This window comes from Stenotrophomonas sp. RG-453 (assembly GCF_033843685.1).
In the GTDB taxonomy this organism is placed as follows: domain Bacteria; phylum Pseudomonadota; class Gammaproteobacteria; order Xanthomonadales; family Xanthomonadaceae; genus Stenotrophomonas; species Stenotrophomonas bentonitica_A.
Genome location: NZ_JAMYED010000002.1, coordinates 259322 through 278255, shown reverse-complemented (window position 1 = coordinate 278255; position 18934 = coordinate 259322). Strand labels below are relative to the sequence as shown.

At 66.7% G+C, this 18934-nt stretch carries 10 protein-coding genes; 6 read left to right on the top strand and 4 right to left on the bottom strand.

What is annotated here, in order from left to right; genetic code table 11:
• Nucleotides 1-114 precede the first annotated feature (114 nt).
• Nucleotides 115-1113 carry a polyprenyl synthetase family protein gene (locus NJD74_RS03780; RefSeq protein WP_070426810.1) on the bottom strand — a complete coding sequence of 333 codons (999 nt, stop codon included), beginning with the start codon at nt 1111-1113 and terminating at the stop codon, nt 115-117.
• Between the two features lie 316 nt (nt 1114-1429).
• On the opposite strand from NJD74_RS03780, the gene NJD74_RS03775 reads away from it, so the two are divergent.
• A complete protein-coding gene (locus NJD74_RS03775) occupies nt 1430-3043 on the top strand; it encodes an alpha-glucosidase (protein ID WP_102789096.1) in 1614 nt (537 codons plus the stop codon).
• A gap of 424 nt (nt 3044-3467) precedes the next feature.
• Here NJD74_RS03775 and NJD74_RS03770 read toward each other — a convergent pair whose 3' ends face one another.
• Both NJD74_RS03770 and NJD74_RS03765 read right to left on the bottom strand, forming a co-directional pair.
• Complete coding sequence (locus NJD74_RS03770) at nt 3468-6227, bottom strand: TonB-dependent receptor (RefSeq protein ID WP_167390375.1); 2760 nt, start codon at nt 6225-6227, stop codon at nt 3468-3470.
• A gap of 339 nt (nt 6228-6566) precedes the next feature.
• Nucleotides 6567-8633, bottom strand: a complete 2067-nt coding sequence (locus NJD74_RS03765) for a glycoside hydrolase family 97 protein (protein WP_319623699.1) — start codon at nt 8631-8633, stop codon at nt 6567-6569.
• Between the two features lie 233 nt (nt 8634-8866).
• Here NJD74_RS03765 and NJD74_RS03760 point away from each other — a divergent pair, with 233 nt between their 5' ends.
• The 5 genes from NJD74_RS03760 (at nt 8867) to NJD74_RS03740 (ending at nt 15329) form a co-directional block, all read left to right on the top strand.
• Nucleotides 8867-11068 (top strand): Six-hairpin glycosidase-like protein, encoded by a 2202-nt coding sequence (locus NJD74_RS03760; protein WP_319623698.1) that lies wholly within the window; start codon nt 8867-8869, stop codon nt 11066-11068.
• The gene (locus NJD74_RS03755; RefSeq protein ID WP_319623697.1) at nt 11065-12552 is read left to right on the top strand and encodes an MFS transporter; all 1488 of its coding nucleotides are present in this window, start codon (nt 11065-11067) and stop codon (nt 12550-12552) included. The genes NJD74_RS03760 and NJD74_RS03755 overlap by 4 nt, the downstream gene beginning before the upstream one ends.
• On the top strand, nt 12552-14273 hold the full coding sequence (locus NJD74_RS03750; protein ID WP_319623696.1) for an alpha-amylase family glycosyl hydrolase: 1722 nt from the start codon (nt 12552-12554) through the stop codon (nt 14271-14273). Before NJD74_RS03755 ends, NJD74_RS03750 begins: the two co-directional genes overlap by 1 nt.
• 91 nt (nt 14274-14364) lie before the next feature.
• Complete coding sequence (locus tag NJD74_RS03745; RefSeq protein ID WP_319623695.1) at nt 14365-14862, top strand: GNAT family N-acetyltransferase; 498 nt, start codon at nt 14365-14367, stop codon at nt 14860-14862.
• Between the two features lie 71 nt (nt 14863-14933).
• Entirely contained in the window at nt 14934-15329 is a 396-nt protein-coding gene (locus tag NJD74_RS03740; protein ID WP_102789089.1) for an SseB family protein, read from the top strand.
• Between the two features lie 9 nt (nt 15330-15338).
• Here NJD74_RS03740 and NJD74_RS03735 read toward each other — a convergent pair whose 3' ends face one another.
• Complete coding sequence (locus tag NJD74_RS03735) at nt 15339-18923, bottom strand: M1 family aminopeptidase (RefSeq protein ID WP_319623694.1); 3585 nt, start codon at nt 18921-18923, stop codon at nt 15339-15341.
• Nucleotides 18924-18934: the final 11 nt, after the last annotated feature.

The following is an 18934-nucleotide window of genomic DNA, read 5'->3' as shown; positions in this document are numbered from 1 at the left end:
CAACGCGCATGGCGTGGTGCGTTCATCGGGGATCGCGGCGCCGGGAGGACGAGAAGCCGACCAACGGTCGGCTCTACCTCTGAGGGTTACAACCGTCGGGCGGAACGCCCTCCCTCAATGCGAACGCTGCACCGCGTAGCGGGCCAGCCCGCGCAGGGCGGCCACGGCATCGTTGTCGGCCAGGCCGTCGAGCGCACGCTCGGCGGCGTCGGCATACTCCTCGGCGCGCGCGCGGCTGTAGTCCAGGCCGCCGGTGGCGTGGATGGCCGCCAACACTTCCGGCATCGCCTCGGCGTCACCGTTCTGCACGATCTCGCGCAGGCGCTCGCGGGTGGTGGCATCCGAATGCGCCATCGCGTGGATCAGCGGCAGGGTGGCCTTGCCCTCGGCGAGGTCGTCGCCCAGGTTCTTGCCCAGCTCATCGGCGTTGGCCGAGTAGTCCAGCACATCGTCGGCAATCTGGAAGGCGTAGCCCAGGTGCATGCCGTAGTCGTACAGCGCCTGCTGGGTGGCCTCATCGACACCACTGGCCAGCGCGCCCAGACGGGTGCCGGCGGCGAACAGCACCGCGGTCTTGCGCTCGATCACACGCAGGTAGGCGGCCTCGTCGGTATCCGGGTTATGCACGTGCAGCAGCTGCAGCACTTCCCCCTCGGCGATGCGGTTGGTGGTGTCGGCCAGGATCCGCATGACCGGCATGCGGTCCAGTTCGACCATCAGCTGGAAGCTGCGCGAGTACAGGAAATCGCCGACCAGCACGCTCGGGGCGTTGCCCCACAGTGCATTGGCGGTGCTGCGGCCACGCCGCAGGCTGGATTCGTCCACCACGTCGTCGTGCAGCAGGGTCGAGGTATGGATGAACTCGATGATCGCGGCCAGCTGGTGGTGTTCCGGACCGGCCTGGCCGACCGCGCGGCCAGCCAGCATCACCAGCATCGGGCGCAGGCGCTTGCCGCCGGCCGAGATGATGTGGTCGGCGATCTGGTTGATCAGCACGACATCCGAGGACAGTCGGCGACGAATCAGCGCATCGACGGCGTCCATGTCGGGCGCAGCGAGCGACTGGATCTGGGGCAGGCCCAGCGCGGGGCGGGTGTCTTCGGTGATGGTCATGCGGTCTGACTTTCAGGCTTGGCCGGAATTATAGGCGGTGCCGTCGTATTCCGCCTGCGAAGACGCGCCTGTGGCCCGGCCAAGGTGCGCGGCAGACGCGGGGGGGAGGGGCGGGCCCTGCCGATCCTGGGCGCCGCCACCGATGCGCCGTGCCCGGTTGGCTGCCGCCCGGCCGGGCGCTGGGAATGCGCCCCGCGCCGCCATCTGGCGTGAATACGTATGCATGCGACCCCACCGCTGGAGGCGCCCCGCTAAGCTTGTCGGGTTCGTTTCTGGCCCCCTCGCGGGTGCCGTGGAAGCCCGAAGGGGGGCCTCAATGTCGCAGTCTCCATGGTGGCGCGGTGCCGTCATCTATCAGATCTACCCGCGCAGTTTCCTGGATGCCAATGGCGATGGCGTGGGCGACCTGCCCGGCATCATCGAACGCCTGGACTACGTGGCCGCGCTGGGCGTCGACGCGATCTGGGTCTCGCCGTTCTTCAAATCGCCGATGGCCGACTTCGGCTATGACATCGCCGACCACCGCGATGTCGATCCGATGTTCGGCACGCTGGCCGACTTCGACCAGCTGCTGGCCAAGGCGCATGCGCTGGGCCTGAAGGTGATGATCGACCAGGTGTTCAGCCATACTTCGATCGAGCATGCCTGGTTCCAGGAGAGCCGCCAGGACCGCACCAATCCCAAGGCGGACTGGTACGTATGGGCCGACCCGCGCGAGGACGGCACCCCGCCCAACAACTGGATGTCGATCTTCGGCGGCGTGGCCTGGCAGTGGGAGCCGCGCCGCGAGCAGTACTTCCTGCACAACTTCCTGGCCGACCAGCCCGACCTGAACTTCCACAACCCGGCGGTGCAGCAGGCCACGCTGGATTACGTGCGGTTCTGGCTGGATCGCGGCGTGGACGGCTTCCGCCTGGATTCGATCAACTTCTGCTTCCACGATGCACAGCTGCGCGACAACCCGGCCAAGCCGCTGGAGAAGCGTCTGGGCCGTGGCTTCAGCGCGGACAACCCGTACGCCTACCAGTACCACTACTACAACAACACCCAGCCGGAGAACATCGGGTTCATCGAGCGGCTGCGCGTGCTGCTGGACGAGTATCCCGGCTCGGTCAGCCTGGGCGAGATCTCCGCGGAAGATTCGCTGGCCACCACGGCCGAGTACACCGCGCCGGGCCGGCTGCACATGGGCTACAGCTTCGAGCTGCTGGTGAAGGATTTCAGCGCCGGTTACATCCGCGATACGGTGTCGCGGCTGGAAGCGACGATGACCGAAGGCTGGCCGTGCTGGGCGATCTCCAACCACGACGTGGAGCGCGCAGTGACGCGCTGGGGCGGCCATCCGGCCCAACCGCGGTTGGCGCGGATGCTGGTAGCGATGCTGTGTTCGCTGCGCGGTTCGATCTGCCTGTACCAGGGCGAGGAACTGGGGTTGGGCGAGGCGGACGTGCCGTTCGAGGCGCTGCAGGACCCGTACGGCATTACCTTCTGGCCGAACTTCAAGGGGCGCGACGGCTGCCGCACGCCGATGCCGTGGCTGGATGCCCCGAAGGCGGGCTTCACGACGGGCGAGCCGTGGCTGCCGATTCCGGCGGAGCATCAGGCCGCGTCGGTGGCGACGCAGGAACAGGATCCGCATTCGGTGTTGAACTCGTTCCGTCAGTTCCTGGCATGGCGGCGGACGATGCCGACGCTGTTGGTGGGGGATATTCGTTTCCTCGAGTGCGCCGAGCCGGTGTTGATGTTCGAGCGGGTGCACGGGGAGGAGACGTTGCTGTTGGCGTTCAATCTGTCGGCCGGGACGGCTCGGGTTGCGCTGCCGGTGGGTGATTGGCAGGCGATGCATGTGCCGGGTCCGGATGTCGGCGAGGTGGTCGGTGGTGAGCTGGTGTTGCCGGCGCAGTCGATGTATTGCGCGCGACGCAGCTGAGTGGGTTTCCGGTGGTGTTGAGAGGGCGGGGCCGGGTGCCTCGCCCTTTTTTTGTCTTGCGTTCGTGCGTTGGGCCACAGCAACGGCAACGGCGCGTTGGGCTGCGCTTGTGCCCGCCCTTTGACAATGGGCTGGTGCGCAAGGGAAAAGCGACGCGGGGCCAGCGCGTCCTGGCAACCGCAATGCTGATGTCGACCGTAAATCGACAGGCTTGAGCTGTCGCGCTGGTCTCAGGTGTTGAAACAGTTGAAGCAGCTGAAGCAGCTGAAGCATGCGCAATGGTCGGATCGGCCACACACCCCCCGACCAGACCAAGGACAGCCGGCGCTGACGCTCTTCAGGGGCAGAGAAAATCCAACAAAAAACCCGCTGCACAAGCAGCGGGTTCTTCGATGTTGCCATTACGTCGCTGACGCCACCTCAATCAGAACTTGTAGTTCACGCCCAGCATGTAGGTGCGGCCCCACTCCACGTACTCCAGCGGGCGATCCTTGGTGCCGGCATAGGTCCGATACGGCTCGTTGGTCAGGTTGCTTCCCTGCAGCAGCAGCGTCAGCCCATGCAGGCTGCTGCTGTCGGCGAAGGTGTAGCTGACCTGCGCATCCGTCACGTTCTCGCCGACCACGTATCGCAGGGTGCGGTTGCCGTTGAAATTGCCGATCTCGCCGATGAAGTCCGAGCGACGGCGCTGGCTCACGCGTGCCTCGAATCCACTGCGCTCGTAGTACGCGGTGAAGTTGTACACGCGCTCGGACAGGCCCGGCAGGCTGATCGGATCGCTGCCCACGCTGGAGGCGCTTTCCGGGTCCAGGATCTTGATGTCGCTGTCGTTGAACGTCGCACTGGCCTGCACGCCGAAGCCGCGCAGGCTCTCGGTCAGCATCTCCAGCGGGAAGGAGGCGGTCAGCTCCAGCCCCTTCAGCTTGCCACCTTGGCCGTTCTGCGGGGCCGAGAAGGTGCCGGTCGGCAGCACCGGCACGATCATGCCCGGCGGCGGCACGTAGCTGGCCAGCAGGTCACTGAAGTCGTAGTCATCGCGCGACTGCGTGTAGACGTAGGACTTCAGGTCCTTGAAGAACACCGCGGCGGCCACGTAGGCCTTCTCGCCGAAGTACTTTTCGTACGAGAGGTCGATGGCGTTGGCGCGCCACGGATCCAGCAGCGGGTTGCCACCGCTGCCGCCGGGCTTGCCGGTGGCGGTGTCCACGCCGAACTCCAGGCCGGCCCGCATCTGGTCCACGCGCGGGCGTGCCACCTGCTTGGCCACGGCGAAGCGCAGTGTCTGCTGGTGCGGGAACATGAAGGCCAGGTTCAAACTCGGCAGCCAGTCGGTATAGGTCTTGCCGTCATCGATCGGCAGGATGTTCTGGCCGTCCGGACGTGAGCGGTCGAAGTAGTTGGACTGCGAGCTCTGGTCGGTACGCACCATCTGTACGCCGATGTTGCCGCGCAGGCCGACCTCGCCCAGGTCGGTGTTGATGTTGGCGCGGATCCAGGCGGTGCTTGTCTTTTCCTGCACCGTCCAGGCCTTGGGAATCAGGTAGTCCAGGTTGGTGACCGGGTTGAACACCATGTAGCGGTCCACCGCGGCCGGGACGTTCCAGGCGGGGATGTAGCCGATACCGGCGAAGCCCAGATTGACCGGCGCGTACTGCAGGTCACTGGCGATGTTGGCATCGCCCTGGTCGCCCAGCAGGATGTTGCCCTCGGCCTGGGTCTTGTCCTTGCGGCGGTCGGCGTAGTTCACGCCCACGTCCACATCGGAGAACCACGGCAGCGAATCGGGCATCGCGAAGGTGGCCTGCAGGCGGGCGCCCTTCAGGCGGTCTTCGACCATCGGCACCTTGCCGTAGCCGGAGCCGTAGATGGTGTTGGTCAGGAACAGCGCGTTCGGGTTGGAATAGTCCAGGCCCGGGCTGATCTGTGAGAAACCATCCGGTTTGACCACCACGCCGACCGAATCCAGCTGCGGCATCGGGGTGAGCTGCAGGTTGTTCTCCAGGTTCAGCTCATTGCGCGTGGCCTTGGAGTAGTTCACGTCCGCAACGACCTTGACCCGTTCGAAATTGAACTCGTTGTTCCAGCCGAACGCGTCGATCTTGTCCTTGCGCTTGTTGTACATGCCGCGCACCAGCGGGTACACGCCGGTCGCCACGCCACCGGCGAAGGTGCCGTCGGCGTTGATCTGCGGGTTGGTGATCAGCAGGCCCGGGGTATAGCCGCCGTTGTAGTTGCTGAGGTTGACCTCGAACTGGTTGGCAGTGTCGATCTGCTCGGCTTCGGTGTGGAAGGCATCCAGCGTGCTGGTCCACACGTTCGACGGACGGAACTGCACGGTGGCCATCACGCCGTCGCGCTCGTTGTTGCCGGTGCGGCGCAGGGCCTTGATGCCATCGGAGAACACGGTGCCCGGAGCCAGGCCGGGGCGGTTGCCCTGGTCGGTCTGCTCGGTGGTCCATGGCTCGTACAGGCCGACCTGGTTTTCCTGGATGGGCATGTCGCTGTGCGCGTAGCCGATCGAGATGCCCAGGGTGTTGTCCAGGAACTGATCGATGTAGCTGGCGCTGAAACGATTGCCGTACGGGTCGACGTTGGCGGCCTTGCCCAGCGAGCTCTTCTGGTAGCGGCCGCTGATCGCGATCACGCGCTCAGCGAAGCTCAACGGACGCACGGTCTGCATGTCGATGGTGCCCGACAGGCCCTGGCCGACGAGGGCGGCGTCCGGGGTCTTGTAGACGGTCACGCCGTTGACCAGTTCCGAGGGGTACTGGTCGAACTCGACGCTGCGGTTGTCACCGGTGCTGACCACTTCGCGGCCGTTGAGCAGGGTGGTGGCGAAATCCGGCGACAGGCCGCGCACGCTGATGACCTGGGCGCGGCCGGCCACGCGCTGGGCGGCCAGGCCGGGCAGGCGGCCCAGCGATTCGGCGATGCTCACGTCAGGCAGTTTGCCGATGTCCTCGGCCGAGATCGCTTCGACCACCGAGGTGGCGTCCTGCTTGATCGCGATCGCGTTCTCGATGCCACGGCGGATGCCGGTGACCTGGACGGTGTCCAGGTTGGTTGCCGTATTTCCGGTCGGTGGGGTGGTGGTACTGGATTCGGCGGTCTGCGCCGACGCCATCAACGGCGTCAGGGCGACGGCCAGCGCGAGACTCAGCGCGCTGCGCTTGCGGTTCAACATTTTCCCCTCCCAGGCAATGTTGCCAATCGATTTTGTGGTTGCCCGGAGGACCCGGGAGCGTCACGGCGCGGTGGCCGTTGACTGCGTGGCTATGGTAGGCAGCGCGCCTGCCGCGGGAATCACCCTGCATACGTATTCAATGACGTTGGCTGCATTGGAATCGATTACAGCTGCGTTGGCGCATGCGCGCCACCGCGCCACCGCGCCACGGTTTGCCATGCAAACGTCGACGGGTAGTGCCGGCCGCTGGCCGGCTCCTCCATCTGCCTGGCATCCCGAGGAGCCGGCCAGCGGCCCGCACTACCCGTCATGGGCCTGCGTCGAGATCTCTGATCAGGTCTACAGCGGGGTAAAGCGGATCGCCTGGCCGCCGCCCGGCGCAAGCACCAGCGTCAGCGCGTCGACGCTGGTGACCTCGCGGGTCTCGCGCACGAAGGCGAAGGGGTTGCTGCGGAAATCGGCGCCGTCCCCATCGCGATAGATTTCCGCCCGGTAACGTACGCCCGGCTCCAGGAAGCCCAGCGGGATGGGCAGCACGCGGCCATGCTCGTCGGTGATGCTGCCCAGGAACCAGTCGCGGCTGTGGCGGTCCCTGCGTACGATGGTCACGAAGTCGCCCACCTCGCCGTTGAGCACGCGGGTGTCCTCCCAGTCCACCGCCACATCTTCGATGAAGCGGAAGGCCTCACGGTGCTGCTCATAGTGCTCGGGCAGGTCGGCGGCCATCTGGATCGGGCTGTAGATCGTCACGTACAGGGCGAGCTGGCGCGCCAGCGTGCTGGGGATCGCCTGGCCGCCACGGCCCTTCAGGCTGAGGATGCCGGGGGTGTAATCCATCGGCCCGGACAGCATCCGGGTGAACACCAGGTTGACCTCGTGCTCAGGCGGATTCGGCGGCTGTCCCCAGGCGTTGTACTCCATCCCACGTGCACCTTCGCGGGTGATCCAGTTCGGGTAGGTGCGGCGCAGGCCGGTGTCCTTGATCGGCTCGTGCGGGTTCACCGCGATATGCCGTCTGGCCGCCTCCTGCACCACTTTAAGGTGATGGCGGGCCATGAACTGGCCATCGTGCCACTCGCGCCACAGTGGCCCACCCGCCGGGTTGCGCCGATCCACCTGGCCGTCATCGCACACGTATCCGCTCTTGAACGAGTCCACGCCCAGCCGCGCGTAGAGATCCAGCGCCGCGCCGAGCTGATCCTCGTAGTGTTCGATGGCGCAGCCGGTTTCATGGTGGCCGATCAGGTGTACGCCCTTCGTCGCGCCGTAGGCCGACAGCGCCTCGATGTCGAAGTCCGCAGTGGGCCGGGTGAAATCGAACGCGTAGCCGTTGCCGACCCAGTCGCCGTTCCAGCCGGGGTTCCAGCCTTCCACCAGCACGCCGCGGAAGCCATGCCGGGCAGCGAAGTCGATCACGCGTTGGGTCTTGGCGGTGGTCGCGGCGTGTCGCGGGCCGGTGGCCCAGCTTTCCTTGTCCAGATGCATCGACCACCACACACCCAGGTACTTGGAGGGCTTCACCCAGCTCACGTCACCCAGCACATTGGGTTCGTTGAGGTTGAGGATCAGGCTGGATTCGACCAGCCCGCCGGCGGTGTCGCTGATCTGCAGCGTGCGCCACGGCGTATCGAAGGGCAGGCTGCGCCGCACTTTCCAGCCTTCGGCCGAGGGTGACAGTTGCGCGCGCAGGCGCTGGCCTTCGGTGCGGCGCAGCCACATGCCGGCGTAGTCCACCAGGGCCGCCTCATGGATGGAGACATGCAGTCCATCGCGGCTGCGCAGCGTCATCGGCGTATGCGCAAGCGGCACCTGGTCCAGCGGCGTACGCTGGTAAAGATATTCGTAGTGGATCGGCTCGCCGGCCGGAATCCACCAGGCTGTGGCGGTCGGTGCGATCGCGAACTCGGTCAGCTCATCATCGATGATCGCCTCGCGCATCCCCGGCTGCTGCGGGAAGTGATAGCGAAAGCCCAGGCCGTCGTCGTAGACCCGGAACACCACATCGATGCGCCGCTTGGTGCCGCTGCGCTCGACCAGCTGCACCACCACTTCGTTGAAGTGGTTGCGGGTCAGCCGGCGCTCGCCCCAGGGCTGCTCCCAGGTCTCATCGACGCTGCGCGACTGCTGGCCGACCACGGCAAGGTCGCGGTCCAGGCGGCCATCGCGCAATTGGAAGCCGAGCTTGGAGTTGTCCACCACCGTCTCGCCGAAACGGTCCACCCGGTAGCTGGGGTTGCCACCATCCAGTTGCAGCGACACGCGCAGTACCTTGCCGGGCGACTCGACACTGGCGACAGTGACCGGCTGGGCGAAGGCGGTGGCGCTGAATGCGCAGAGGATCCAGCCCAGCAGGGGCAGGCGACGACGTGCGAAATGCCCGTTTGTTCGATGCGACAGTGACGGCATTTCCCCTCCCAAGGCGGCCGAAAACACCCCCGGACTATAGCGAGGCGGTCACGATTGCCGACCGCCCTGGCCATGAATACGTATGCAGCTCGATGCAGGCTGCGGCGTGCCGTCTACCATGGGCCCAAGGCACCCTGGGAGGGGGCCGCGAGCGCATCGCCGCGAGGCGGTGCGGACCTACAACGCGAGCAAAGGGGAGGGAGGCAACAGGCGCGAGCCGGTTCGCCACTTCGATGCTGAAGATGATCTGCCTGACCGTTGCCCTCGGGGCAGCGATGGGGTCCACCGCACGTGCGGCCGACCTGGACTTCGATGGCCGCCATGCGCGTGCCGAGACCGCCGCTGAAGGTGGCTACCGTCTGCACGCACCGCAGGGCGAGGTGCGCGTCAACGCGCAGCCGATGCGCAGCGAAACCGGCAGTGTGCTGTTCGATGCGCTGTTCGGGCTGGCCCAGCAGGAGATGGATGCCGACCGCGTGGAGGCGATCCGCGACCCGGCCTTCAATCACGGCAAGCCGGTTCCCTGCGCATGCTTCCAGACCGGTGAGCGCTGGCCGTATGTGTGGACGCGTGATGTCAGCTTCGCTGCCGATCTGGCGCTGTCGCGTCTGGATCCGGTACGCACACGCCAGTCGCTGCAGTTCAAGCTTTCCACCGCGCGCGATGGACAAACGCCGGGCCTGTTCGTCGCCCAGGACACCGGCTCCGGGGGCAGCTGGCCGATCAGCAGCGACCGCGTGGTGTGGTTCCTGGCCGCACGCGGGCTGCTGGATGACGCGGCCTTCGCCGACCAGGTCTGGCAGGCACTGCAGGCGACCCTGGCGCAGGATCGCGGGGCGGTGTTCGATGCACGGATCGGCCTGTATCGCGGCGAAACCTCCTTCCTGGATTGGCGCGAGCAGACCTATCCGGACTGGACGCGCGAGGACGTGCGCTTCATCGGCGAGTCCTTCGCGCTCTCCACCAACGTGCTGCATTACCAGGCGCTGCGGCTGGCCGAGCAACTGGCCCGCCAGCACGGCGATGCGCGTGCTGCCACCTACGGCCAGTGGGCGGATGCACTGGCTGGCCAGATCGATACACGCTTCTGGCGCGAGGAGGCCGGTCAGTACATGAGCTACATCGGCGAGGCGGCGCACCCGGTGCCGTACGCCAAGTACGACCTGCTCGCGCTCTCGCTGGGCGTGCTGGCCGATGTGTTCCCGGCCGACCGCGCACGGCGCGCGCTGGCGAACTACCCCGCCGTGGCCGGTGGCAGTCCGGTCGTCTGGCCGCAGGAAGCGCAGCAGCCGATCTATCACAACCGCGGCATCTGGCCCTTCGTCAGCGCGTATTCGTTGCGCGCCGCGCGCCGGCTGGACGATGCCCCGCGCATCGCCCTGGAGATCGAGTCGCTGATGCGCGGCACCGCGCTGGCCGGTTCGAACATGGAAAACTACGAGATGCGCACGCTGGCCGTGCATGTCGATGATGGCGCCCTCAGCGGCCCGGTGGTCAATTCGCCGCGGCAGCTGTGGTCGGTGGCCGGGTACCTCTCGATGGTGCTGGAAGGGGTGTTCGGCGTGGAAGACAATGGCCGCATCGCGCCGAAGCTGCCGGTGTCGCTGGTGCCGACGCTGTTCGGTGCGCATGACCGCATCCGCCTGGACGATGGCAAACAGCGGTATGTGCTGGTGCGACCGAAGAAGCTTGCCGGCGAGCTGCTGGTGGCGGGTGATATCCAGCGCGATGGCAGCACCACCACGGTGCAGCTGGTGCCGTTGCATGCGACGGGGGCGACACCATCACCGGCCATCCTGCGTCCCTCGGCGGTGTTCGCCCCGGCCACCCCAGCCACCCCGGTGCCTCGCGAAACGACGGCGGGCTGGCAGATCACGGTGCCTGCCGGGCACGTGCTGTGGCGCGACGGCCAGACGCTGGCGCCCACACGGGGTGTCGCCACGATTGCCCGGGACGGTGCCAGTCACTGCCTGAGCCTGACCCGCCGGGAGGGCGCGCTGGAATCGCTGCACAGCCCGATGACCTGCATCGGCCCGCAGCAGGTGCTGGCCGGCGACACGCACTGGCAGTGGATCGCACCGACCGCCGGCCGCTGGCGTGCACGCCTGCGCTACGACAACCCCAACGGCCCGATCAACACCGGCGTGACTGCAGCGGTGAAGACGCTGGTGCTGCAATGCGAGGGTCAGTCAGATCAGCGCCGCCCCATCGTGATGCCGCACAGCGTGGGCGAACAGGATTCGACAGCCGTAGAGTTCGAGACGACGGCAGGGGCCTGCCGCATCTCGCTGGAGGAGGGCTTCAACATGAGCGCGCTGACCCACTTCGCGCAGTACAACGGCGGCAAGGGCGGCAGCGCGGGCGTGCTCAACCAGGCGCGCGTATCCGCACTGACCCTGATGCCGATGGCGGCCTCGACGGAGCCGCGCCGATGAGCCGTTCGCCCAAGCCGACGCTGTCGTTCTGGCAGATCTGGAACATGTGCTTCGGCTTCCTCGGCATCCAGTTCGGCTTCGCGCTGCAGAACGCCAATGCCAGCCGCATCTTCGAGACGCTCGGCGCCCCGATGGATGCGGTGCCCGGGCTGTGGATCGCCGCGCCACTGACCGGCCTGCTGGTGCAGCCGGTGATCGGCTACCTGTCCGACCGCACCTGGACGCGCTGGGGCCGCCGCCGCCCGTTCTTCATGATCGGTGCGGTACTGACCACGCTGGCCCTGCTGGTGATGCCGAATTCGCCGACGCTGTGGATCGCGGCCGGCACGCTCTGGGTGCTGGATGCTTCGATCAACGTATCGATGGAGCCGTTCCGCGCGTTCGTCGGCGATCAGCTGGCCCCGCGGCAGCGGCCGACCGGCTTTGCGATGCAGAGCTTCTTCATCGGCATCGGCGCCATCGTCGCCAGCTTCCTGCCTTTCATCCTGGCCCACTTCGGCGTGGCCAATACGGCCGCAGCGGGGCAGGTACCCGATACCGTGCGCTACGCGTTCTACTTCGGCGCGGCGGTGTTGCTGGCGGCGATCACCTGGACGGTGGTCAGCACCCGGGAGTATTCGCCTGCCGAACTGGCCCGCTTCGACGATGCCGAGCCGGCCGCGGTGCACCAGAGTGCGCGCGTGGCAGGACCGCCGCCGTGGGCGCAGATTGGCGGCTGGGTGGCGGTGGGCATCGTGCTGGCCGCCGCCATCGCGGCGCGGCAGGGTGACCGCATGCTGTATGTGCTGGCTGGCCTGTGCATCGCCTATGGCGTGCTGCTGGGTGTGGCGCGCTGTGTGCCGGGGGCGAACATGCTGGCCACCATCGTCGACGACCTGCGTGCGATGCCGCGCACCATGCGTCGCCTGGCGTGGGTGCAGTTCTTCTCGTGGTTCGCGCTGTTCGCGATGTGGATCTACACCACCGCCGCCGTCGCCGGTACGCACTTTGGCTCGACCGATACCGCCTCGGCCGCCTACAACGACGGCGCCAATTGGGTCGGTGTGCTGTTCGGTGCCTACAACGGCTTCGCCGCACTGGCGGCCTTGCTGATCCCGTTGATGGTGCGTGCACTCGGCCTGCGCTGGAGTCACCTGGTCAACCTGTGGCTGGGCGGCCTGGGGCTGATCTCGATGCTGTTCATCCGAGATCCGCACTGGCTGCTGCTGTCCATGGTCGGCGTCGGCTTCGCCTGGGCCTCGATCCTGTCGCTGCCGTATGCGCTGCTGTCCGACAGCGTGCCGGCGGCCAAGATGGGGATCTACATGGGCCTGTTCAATTTCTTCATCGTGATCCCGCAGCTGGTCGCGGCCAGTGCGCTCGGCTTCCTGCTGCGCACGTGGCTGGGCGGTGACCCGATGCACGTGCTCGCACTTGGGGGCGGCAGCCTGCTGCTGGCCGGCCTGTGCGTGCTGTATGTGCCATCCCAACAGGAGGTTGTCTGATGTCCCGGTATTCGTCGTTGTCGCTGGCCCTGTCATTCGTACTGTCCGCCAGTCCCGCCCTGGCCGTCGAGCGCCCGGACTATGTCGGCACGCGTGAGCCGTTCGCCAGCCAGGCGGTCTACTTCGTGGTCACCGACCGCTTCGTCAATGGCGACGCGTCCAACGATCACCGCGATCAGGGCGGTGCACACCCCACCTTCGACATCCCGGTGCCGTGCCCGGACAAGGTGGACGGCAACATCGGCTATCTCGGCGGTGACTTCAAGGGTGTGCTCGACAACGCCGCGTACATCCGCAATCTGGGCTTCGGCGCGGTGTGGATCACCCCGATCATCGACAACCCGGACCAGGCCTTCACCGGCAGCAAGCCGATCAGCTGCACCAGCACGCTGACCGACCGCGGCAAGACCGGCTACCACGGCTACTGGGGCGTCAACTTCTACACGCTCGACGAACATCTGCCGAGCAAGGACCTGGACTTCGCCGATTTCACCCGTGGCCTGCACGCGGCCGATCTGAAGGTGGTGCTGGATATCGTGGGCAACCATGGCTCGCCCGCGTGGACGATGCCGGTGGCGCAGCCGCAGTTCGGGCAGATCTTCGACAAGGACGGCCGGCTGATCGCCGACCATCAGAACCTCCCGCCGCAGCAGCTGGACCCGGTCCACAACCCATTGCACGCGTTCTACAACAACATCGGCCCGGTGGACGGGAAGAGCGGCTTGATCTTCGATGGCAACCTGGCCGAACTCTCCGATTTCAACGAGCACAATCCGGCGGTGATGGACTACCTGGTCGGCGCGTACCTGCAGTGGACCGCGCAGGGCGTGGATGCGTTGCGCATCGACACCATCGGCTGGCTGCCACACCCGTGGTGGCATGCCTTCGTCAACCGCATCCGCGCGGAGCATCCGGGCATGTTCATGTTCGGCGAAGCGTTCGACTACGACGCCCGCAAGATCGCCGAGCACACCTGGCCGGCCAACGCGAACGTTTCCGTGCTCGACTTCCCGCTGCGCGGCGCCTTGTCGTCGGTCTTTGGCAGGGAGCAGAAAGGCTTTGAGGCCCTGGCCGAGCCGCTGCACCTGCTGGATGGGCCGTATGCCAATCCGTACGAGCTGATGAGTTTCTACGACAACCACGACATGGCGCGGCTGGATGCCAGCGATGCCGGGTTCATCGACGCCCACAACTGGCTGTTCACCGCGCGCGGCATCCCGGTGATCTACTACGGCTCGGAAACCGGCTTCATGCGCAGCCGCGCCGAGCATGCCGGCAACCGTGCCTACTTCGGCCAGGCGCGCGTCGATGAGGCGCCGAAGAGCCCGATCTTTGCGCCGTTGCAGCGCATCGCCAAGCTGCGCGAGGCCACCCCCGCCCTGCAGCGCGGCCTGCAGGTCAACGAGCGCCTGCACGGCGATGAAGCGGTGTTCTTCCGTGTGCTGCAGCAGGGCGATACCGCACAGACCGCACTGGTGCTGCTCAACAAGGGTGACACGGCGCGCACCTTCGAGGTCAGCCGCTACCTGCAGGCCGGGACCTGGCGCGACGCGCTGGGCGGTGCCAGCCAGACGGTGAAGGGATCGCTGACCGCCGAGGTACCTGCACACGGCGTGCGCGTGTTCGTGCTGGATGCACAGGTCGACCAGACGGCGCTGCAGCAGCAGTTGAAGGCAGCGGTCGACGACCAGCGTGCGCGCACGAAGCGCCTGGCGAAGTAGCCGGGCGATGCCCGGTCTGCCGTTCGCGGTGGGCCGGGCCTTACAATCGGGCTCGCGACCGCGCAGTGCGGTCCTCCCGAGTAAGCTGTCCATGTCACGCCTGTCCCTGCGCCACGCAACGCCCGGCGACGCCGAACGCCTGTTCCATCTGATGCAGTTCTACTACTTCGAGGCGTCGGCCTGGAGCGGAGAAGAAGTACGCTCCGACGGCCTGTTCGACTGTGATCGGAGCGATGTCGAGGCCTCCCTGCGCAACGCGCCGCAGTGGGCGCGGTTGTTGTTCGTCGACGAAGCACTCACCGGCTTCGTGCTGGTGGACCGGGTGGAACGGGACGGCCACCACTATCCCGAACTGGCCGACCTCTTCGTGCTCCCCAAGTACCGGCGGCAAGGCCTGGCCGCTTATGTGGTCAGCACACTGCTGCGCCCCGGCGAGGGGCAATGGCTGCTCGCGGTGTTCCGCGGCGATCTGGCGGCGCATGCCTACTGGCTGCGGACCCTGCCGCGGCTCGGTCTCCTGCATGTCGCGCTGACCGAGGAGGACCCGACGTTCCACCTCTACCTCGTCGGCGATCCGGCCAGCCCGTAGTGCCGGCCGCTGGCCGGCTCCTGGCACCCCCGGCGGTACACTAGCGAACCCCACCCATACCCCTGCATTCCATGACCGACGCTGCTGCCCCCCAGACCCCGATCGAAACGCTGCTCAAGACGGCAATGGACGGCCAGCTGCCGATCGGCCTGTTCATGAAGGCCTTCGTGGCGTCCGAGGTGGTGCTGCTCACCGGCAGCCTGGTGACACCGGACGGCAGCGGTTTCGATCCGCTGCTGTTCGACAAGCAGGGCGTGCTGCACGTGTCGGTGTTCACCGATATGAGCCGGGTCGGTTTCCACAGCCAGCAGGCCCCGCACACCCTCCGCATGCTGATGCTGGACGTGCTCAAGCGCGTTCCCGGCGGCTACGGCGTGGTGATCAACCCCGGCACGCCGCTGGGGTTTGAGATCTCGCCATCGGGCGTCGGCGAAATCCTGAAGGACTTCGCCGACGGCCCGCGCTGACGCTGCGTTCTACTGCAGCGTCACCTTGCGCCGGTTGTCCGAGGAGACCCGATCGATCAGTTTGTTGTAGGGATCGAAGCCCGCTTCATCCGGCTTGCCGTCCACCGTCACGGTGATCGACGGGTTGGCCTCGGTGACGTGGTGGCGCTGCAGGTACAGCACCTTCTGGTCGCGCTCCTTGCCCGAGGGGGCGTTGGCAAACACGCCGAGCTCGATCCAGTCGTCCATGGCGCCAGCGGTCTCCTTGCCGTCACCGTCGGCATAGCGCTTTTCGGCATGCAGCTTCAGCGTGACGTCGTACTTGCCGTCCGCCCGCTTGCGCGCGGTCGCGGCCAGCACGCGGTTGTCGTAGAAGCTGATCTTCTCGAACAGATCGGTCACCAGTTGCTGGCGGTCGGCCGGCGTCTCCGCCCGGATGTAGCCCAGCAGTTCGGTCGAGGTGGTGTAGGGCGGTTGCTGGAAGCCCTTGTCCTGCAGGAAACGCTTGAGCGCACGGTTGAGTGCGGCCTCGCCGATCTCTTCGCGCAGGCGGTAGAACGCCAGTGAGCCCTTTTCGTAGTGGATGTACTGCTGGTTCTCCACCCGTGCCAACGGCAGCTCCTCGATACCCTCGCTGCCACGCCCGGACAGGTAGCCATCCAGTTCCGTCTTCAGGAACTGACGCATCTGCTGCCGGCCGTACTCCTTCTCCATCACCATCAGCGCCGAGTACTGGGACAGCGATTCAGACAACATCGTCGCGCCCTGCACGTTGGCACCGATCACCTGGTGTGCCCACCACTGGTGCGCGACCTCGTGGGCGGTCACGTAGAACACATAGTCCACCTTGTCACGGTTGCGCAGATCGGCGATGAAGCCGATCGATTCGGAGTAGGGGATGGTGTTGGCGAACGACTGGGCGAAACGTGCGTAGCCCGGGAACTCGATGATGCGCACCTGCCGGTGCTGGTACGGCGTGAAGTTGGCCTCGTAATACGCCAGCGACTTCCGTACCGCCTCGATCATGCGGTCCACGTTGTAGCCGTGGCGGGCATCGTAGTACACCTCGATCGGGATGCCCTTGTATGCGGCGCGCTTCACTTCCCAACGCGCCGAGAGGTAGGCATAGAAGTTGAGCATCGGCCGGTCCATGGCGTAGCTGAAGCAGCGCCGCCCGTTGATGGTCGCTTCGTGCTGCAGGTAGCCCGGCGCCAGCGCGATCTGGTCCGGCGCGGTGCAGATGGTGCTGCGGAAGGCCAGCCAGTCGGCATCGTCGGTCACGTAATTGTTCGCGCGGGCGGCCTGGTCCTCCAGCTTGGGCATGCGGCTCGGTTCGCCGAGGCCGCGCTTGCGGCGTTCGTTGCGGTCGGTGATCTGCACGCCCTGGTCGTACCCGAACGAGGGCAGCAGCCGGCTGTTGAAGAAACTGCCGTTCTCCACCAGGTCGGTGGGCGCCTGATCGGAGGTGATGCCGGTCGGATGCTGGTTGACGCGGAAGTGGATGCGGCGTTCCTCCCCTGGCTGCAGCGGGGCGGTCAGCTGGTAGATGCGATAGCCCAGGTCGGCGTCATGCATCGCCAGCGTCTGGCCGCCCAGGTCGACCGCGGTCAGCTGCTTGTCGTCGTTCATCGCCACGTGCAGCTGCGCGATGGGGGTGGTGTGGGTGTTGCGCACCGTCCAGTACGCATCGATCACCACCGACTGGGTTTCCGGGTGCAGGTCGATCCGGTTGTCCACCGCGACGATGCGCGGCTGCGGCAGGTCGCGGTAGCGCGACAGTTCACGCTCGTAGCGGGCCTGCAGGTCCAGCTGCTGGTCCGGTGAGAGGAATTCGTTGCGGATGTTGGTGCTCCAGTACAGCCAGCCGCCCAGCCCGATGAAGGCCAGCGTTGCGACGGCGGCGCCCAGCCCGGCCGGGCCGCGCAGGCGACGGCCCGCCAGCACCAGGCGCTGGCGCAGGCTGGTGCCGACACCACGGACCCAGAACGCCGAGGCGACACACAGCAGCGCCAGCAGGAACAGCGCCCAGTAGCCCTGGAAAGCCAGTTGCCCCGGCAGGAAATGGCCGTAGCCGTTCATGTCCGAGTACGGCGCGATCGGCCAGCTGCCGAAGTTGTACAGGTTCTGGGTGTAGTCGAGCATGCCCAGCACCGCCTGGCCGATCATCACCACGATCAGCAGCGCGTAGCCGATGAACTTGTTGTTGGTCAGCACCTGCAGCACCAGCGCCAGGCCGCCCATCAACAGGTAGACGGCCGAGTCCAGTGCCAGGGTCTTGAGATACACCAGTGGCTCGATCTGCGTGTAGCCCTTGCTCAGCTGCACCGCGATCGCGGCCAGCGCACCGATCGCCTGGAAGCAGGCGATCACCGCCACCAGCGTGGCGAACTTGGCCAGCAGCGGGACCCAGTTGGGGACGGGCATCGCATCGGTGACTTCATTGATCCGGGCCGCGCGCTCTTTCCAGACCAGTTCGCCGGCGAAGAACAGCACGATGATGATCAGCAGCCAGCTGTAGGCGCCCTGCAGGGCGGTCAGCATCTCCGAGGTGACCGGCCAGATCGGCGTGCCGTACAGGGTCTGGCGGAACAGCGCGCCGGGCAGGAAGTTGCACAGCCCCAGTACCAGCAGCACCAGGAACGGCACGCTGCGCAGCACGCCGCTGGTGTCGAAGCGGACCTGGTGCAGGAACTGCCTCCAGGCGGTGCCGGCGCCGTGGCCCGGCACCACGCGGGGCACTACGACCTGGCTCGGCCGCTGTGCGGGCGCGGTCGTCACGAGGGCGGTCCTGCGTCCCCAGCGACGTCCGGCGCTGCCGCTGCGTTCGGTGCGGAACAAGGCGAACGTGGCGGCGTACAGTACGGCCGCCACGCCCAGCCACAGCGCGCGGTTGGCCAGCAGCTGACCGGCCACGGCGGGCAGGCCGCTGTTGCGCTCGGCCACCGACCAGTAGCGGATGGTCCGTGACAGCGCGCGCAGGCCGAGCGGCTCGCTCAACACGGCCACCCAGGTGTTGTCTATGTCGCTGAGCAGGGCGGCGCTGACGCCGTACAGCACGAAGTAACCGATCACGCCGATGTAGACCCACAGGATCGAGCGCGTGGTGGCCGCGAGCAACGCCAGCAGCGCCGTGGTGAAGACCAGGTTCGGGATCACGATCACCCCGAAGGCCCACACGTAGCTGTACAGCGAGACCGGGCCCATGCGGGCCGGATCCACCCAGGGCATGAACGGCCCCAGCGCCAGGCCCAGGGCGATGATCATGTAGACCAGCAGCCCGCTGACCAGGGCCGCACCGATGCGCCCTGCCAGATAGTCGCGGCGTTTGATCGGGCTGGCGAAGATCAGCTCGGCGGTGCCCAGGTCGAAGTCGCGCAGCAACGCGTTGCTGACGAACAGCGTGGACACCAGCATGCCGAGCAGGGTGAAGATGCCCAGCATCGAGGCGATCACGGTTGGCGCATTGCTGTGCACATTGCCGGCGCCGCCGCCGATCTGTACGGCGTCGGAGGAGGCCGCACCGAAGGCCATCAGCGCGAACAGGCCCGCCAGCAGCCACAGCAGCGGGGAACGGAGCTGCTCGCGCAGCTCGAAGCGGAAGAAGGCAGCGATCATCGGCGGGCTCC

Bases quoted from the DNA above. Each gene is read 5' to 3' on its own strand.
- NJD74_RS03760 (WP_319623698.1), top strand. From the start codon at position 8,867: ATGCTGAAGATGATCTGCCTGACCGTTGCCCTCGGGGCAGCGATGGGG.
- NJD74_RS03735 (WP_319623694.1), bottom strand. From the start codon at position 18,923: ATGATCGCTGCCTTCTTCCGCTTCGAGCTGCGCGAGCAGCTCCGTTCC.
- NJD74_RS03750 (WP_319623696.1), top strand. From the start codon at position 12,552: ATGTCCCGGTATTCGTCGTTGTCGCTGGCCCTGTCATTCGTACTGTCC.
- NJD74_RS03755 (WP_319623697.1), top strand. From the start codon at position 11,065: ATGAGCCGTTCGCCCAAGCCGACGCTGTCGTTCTGGCAGATCTGGAAC.
- NJD74_RS03775 (WP_102789096.1), top strand. From the start codon at position 1,430: ATGTCGCAGTCTCCATGGTGGCGCGGTGCCGTCATCTATCAGATCTAC.
- NJD74_RS03765 (WP_319623699.1), bottom strand. From the start codon at position 8,633: ATGCCGTCACTGTCGCATCGAACAAACGGGCATTTCGCACGTCGTCGC.
- NJD74_RS03740 (WP_102789089.1), top strand. From the start codon at position 14,934: ATGACCGACGCTGCTGCCCCCCAGACCCCGATCGAAACGCTGCTCAAG.
- NJD74_RS03780 (WP_070426810.1), bottom strand. From the start codon at position 1,113: ATGACCATCACCGAAGACACCCGCCCCGCGCTGGGCCTGCCCCAGATC.
- NJD74_RS03770 (WP_167390375.1), bottom strand. From the start codon at position 6,227: ATGTTGAACCGCAAGCGCAGCGCGCTGAGTCTCGCGCTGGCCGTCGCC.
- NJD74_RS03745 (WP_319623695.1), top strand. From the start codon at position 14,365: ATGTCACGCCTGTCCCTGCGCCACGCAACGCCCGGCGACGCCGAACGC.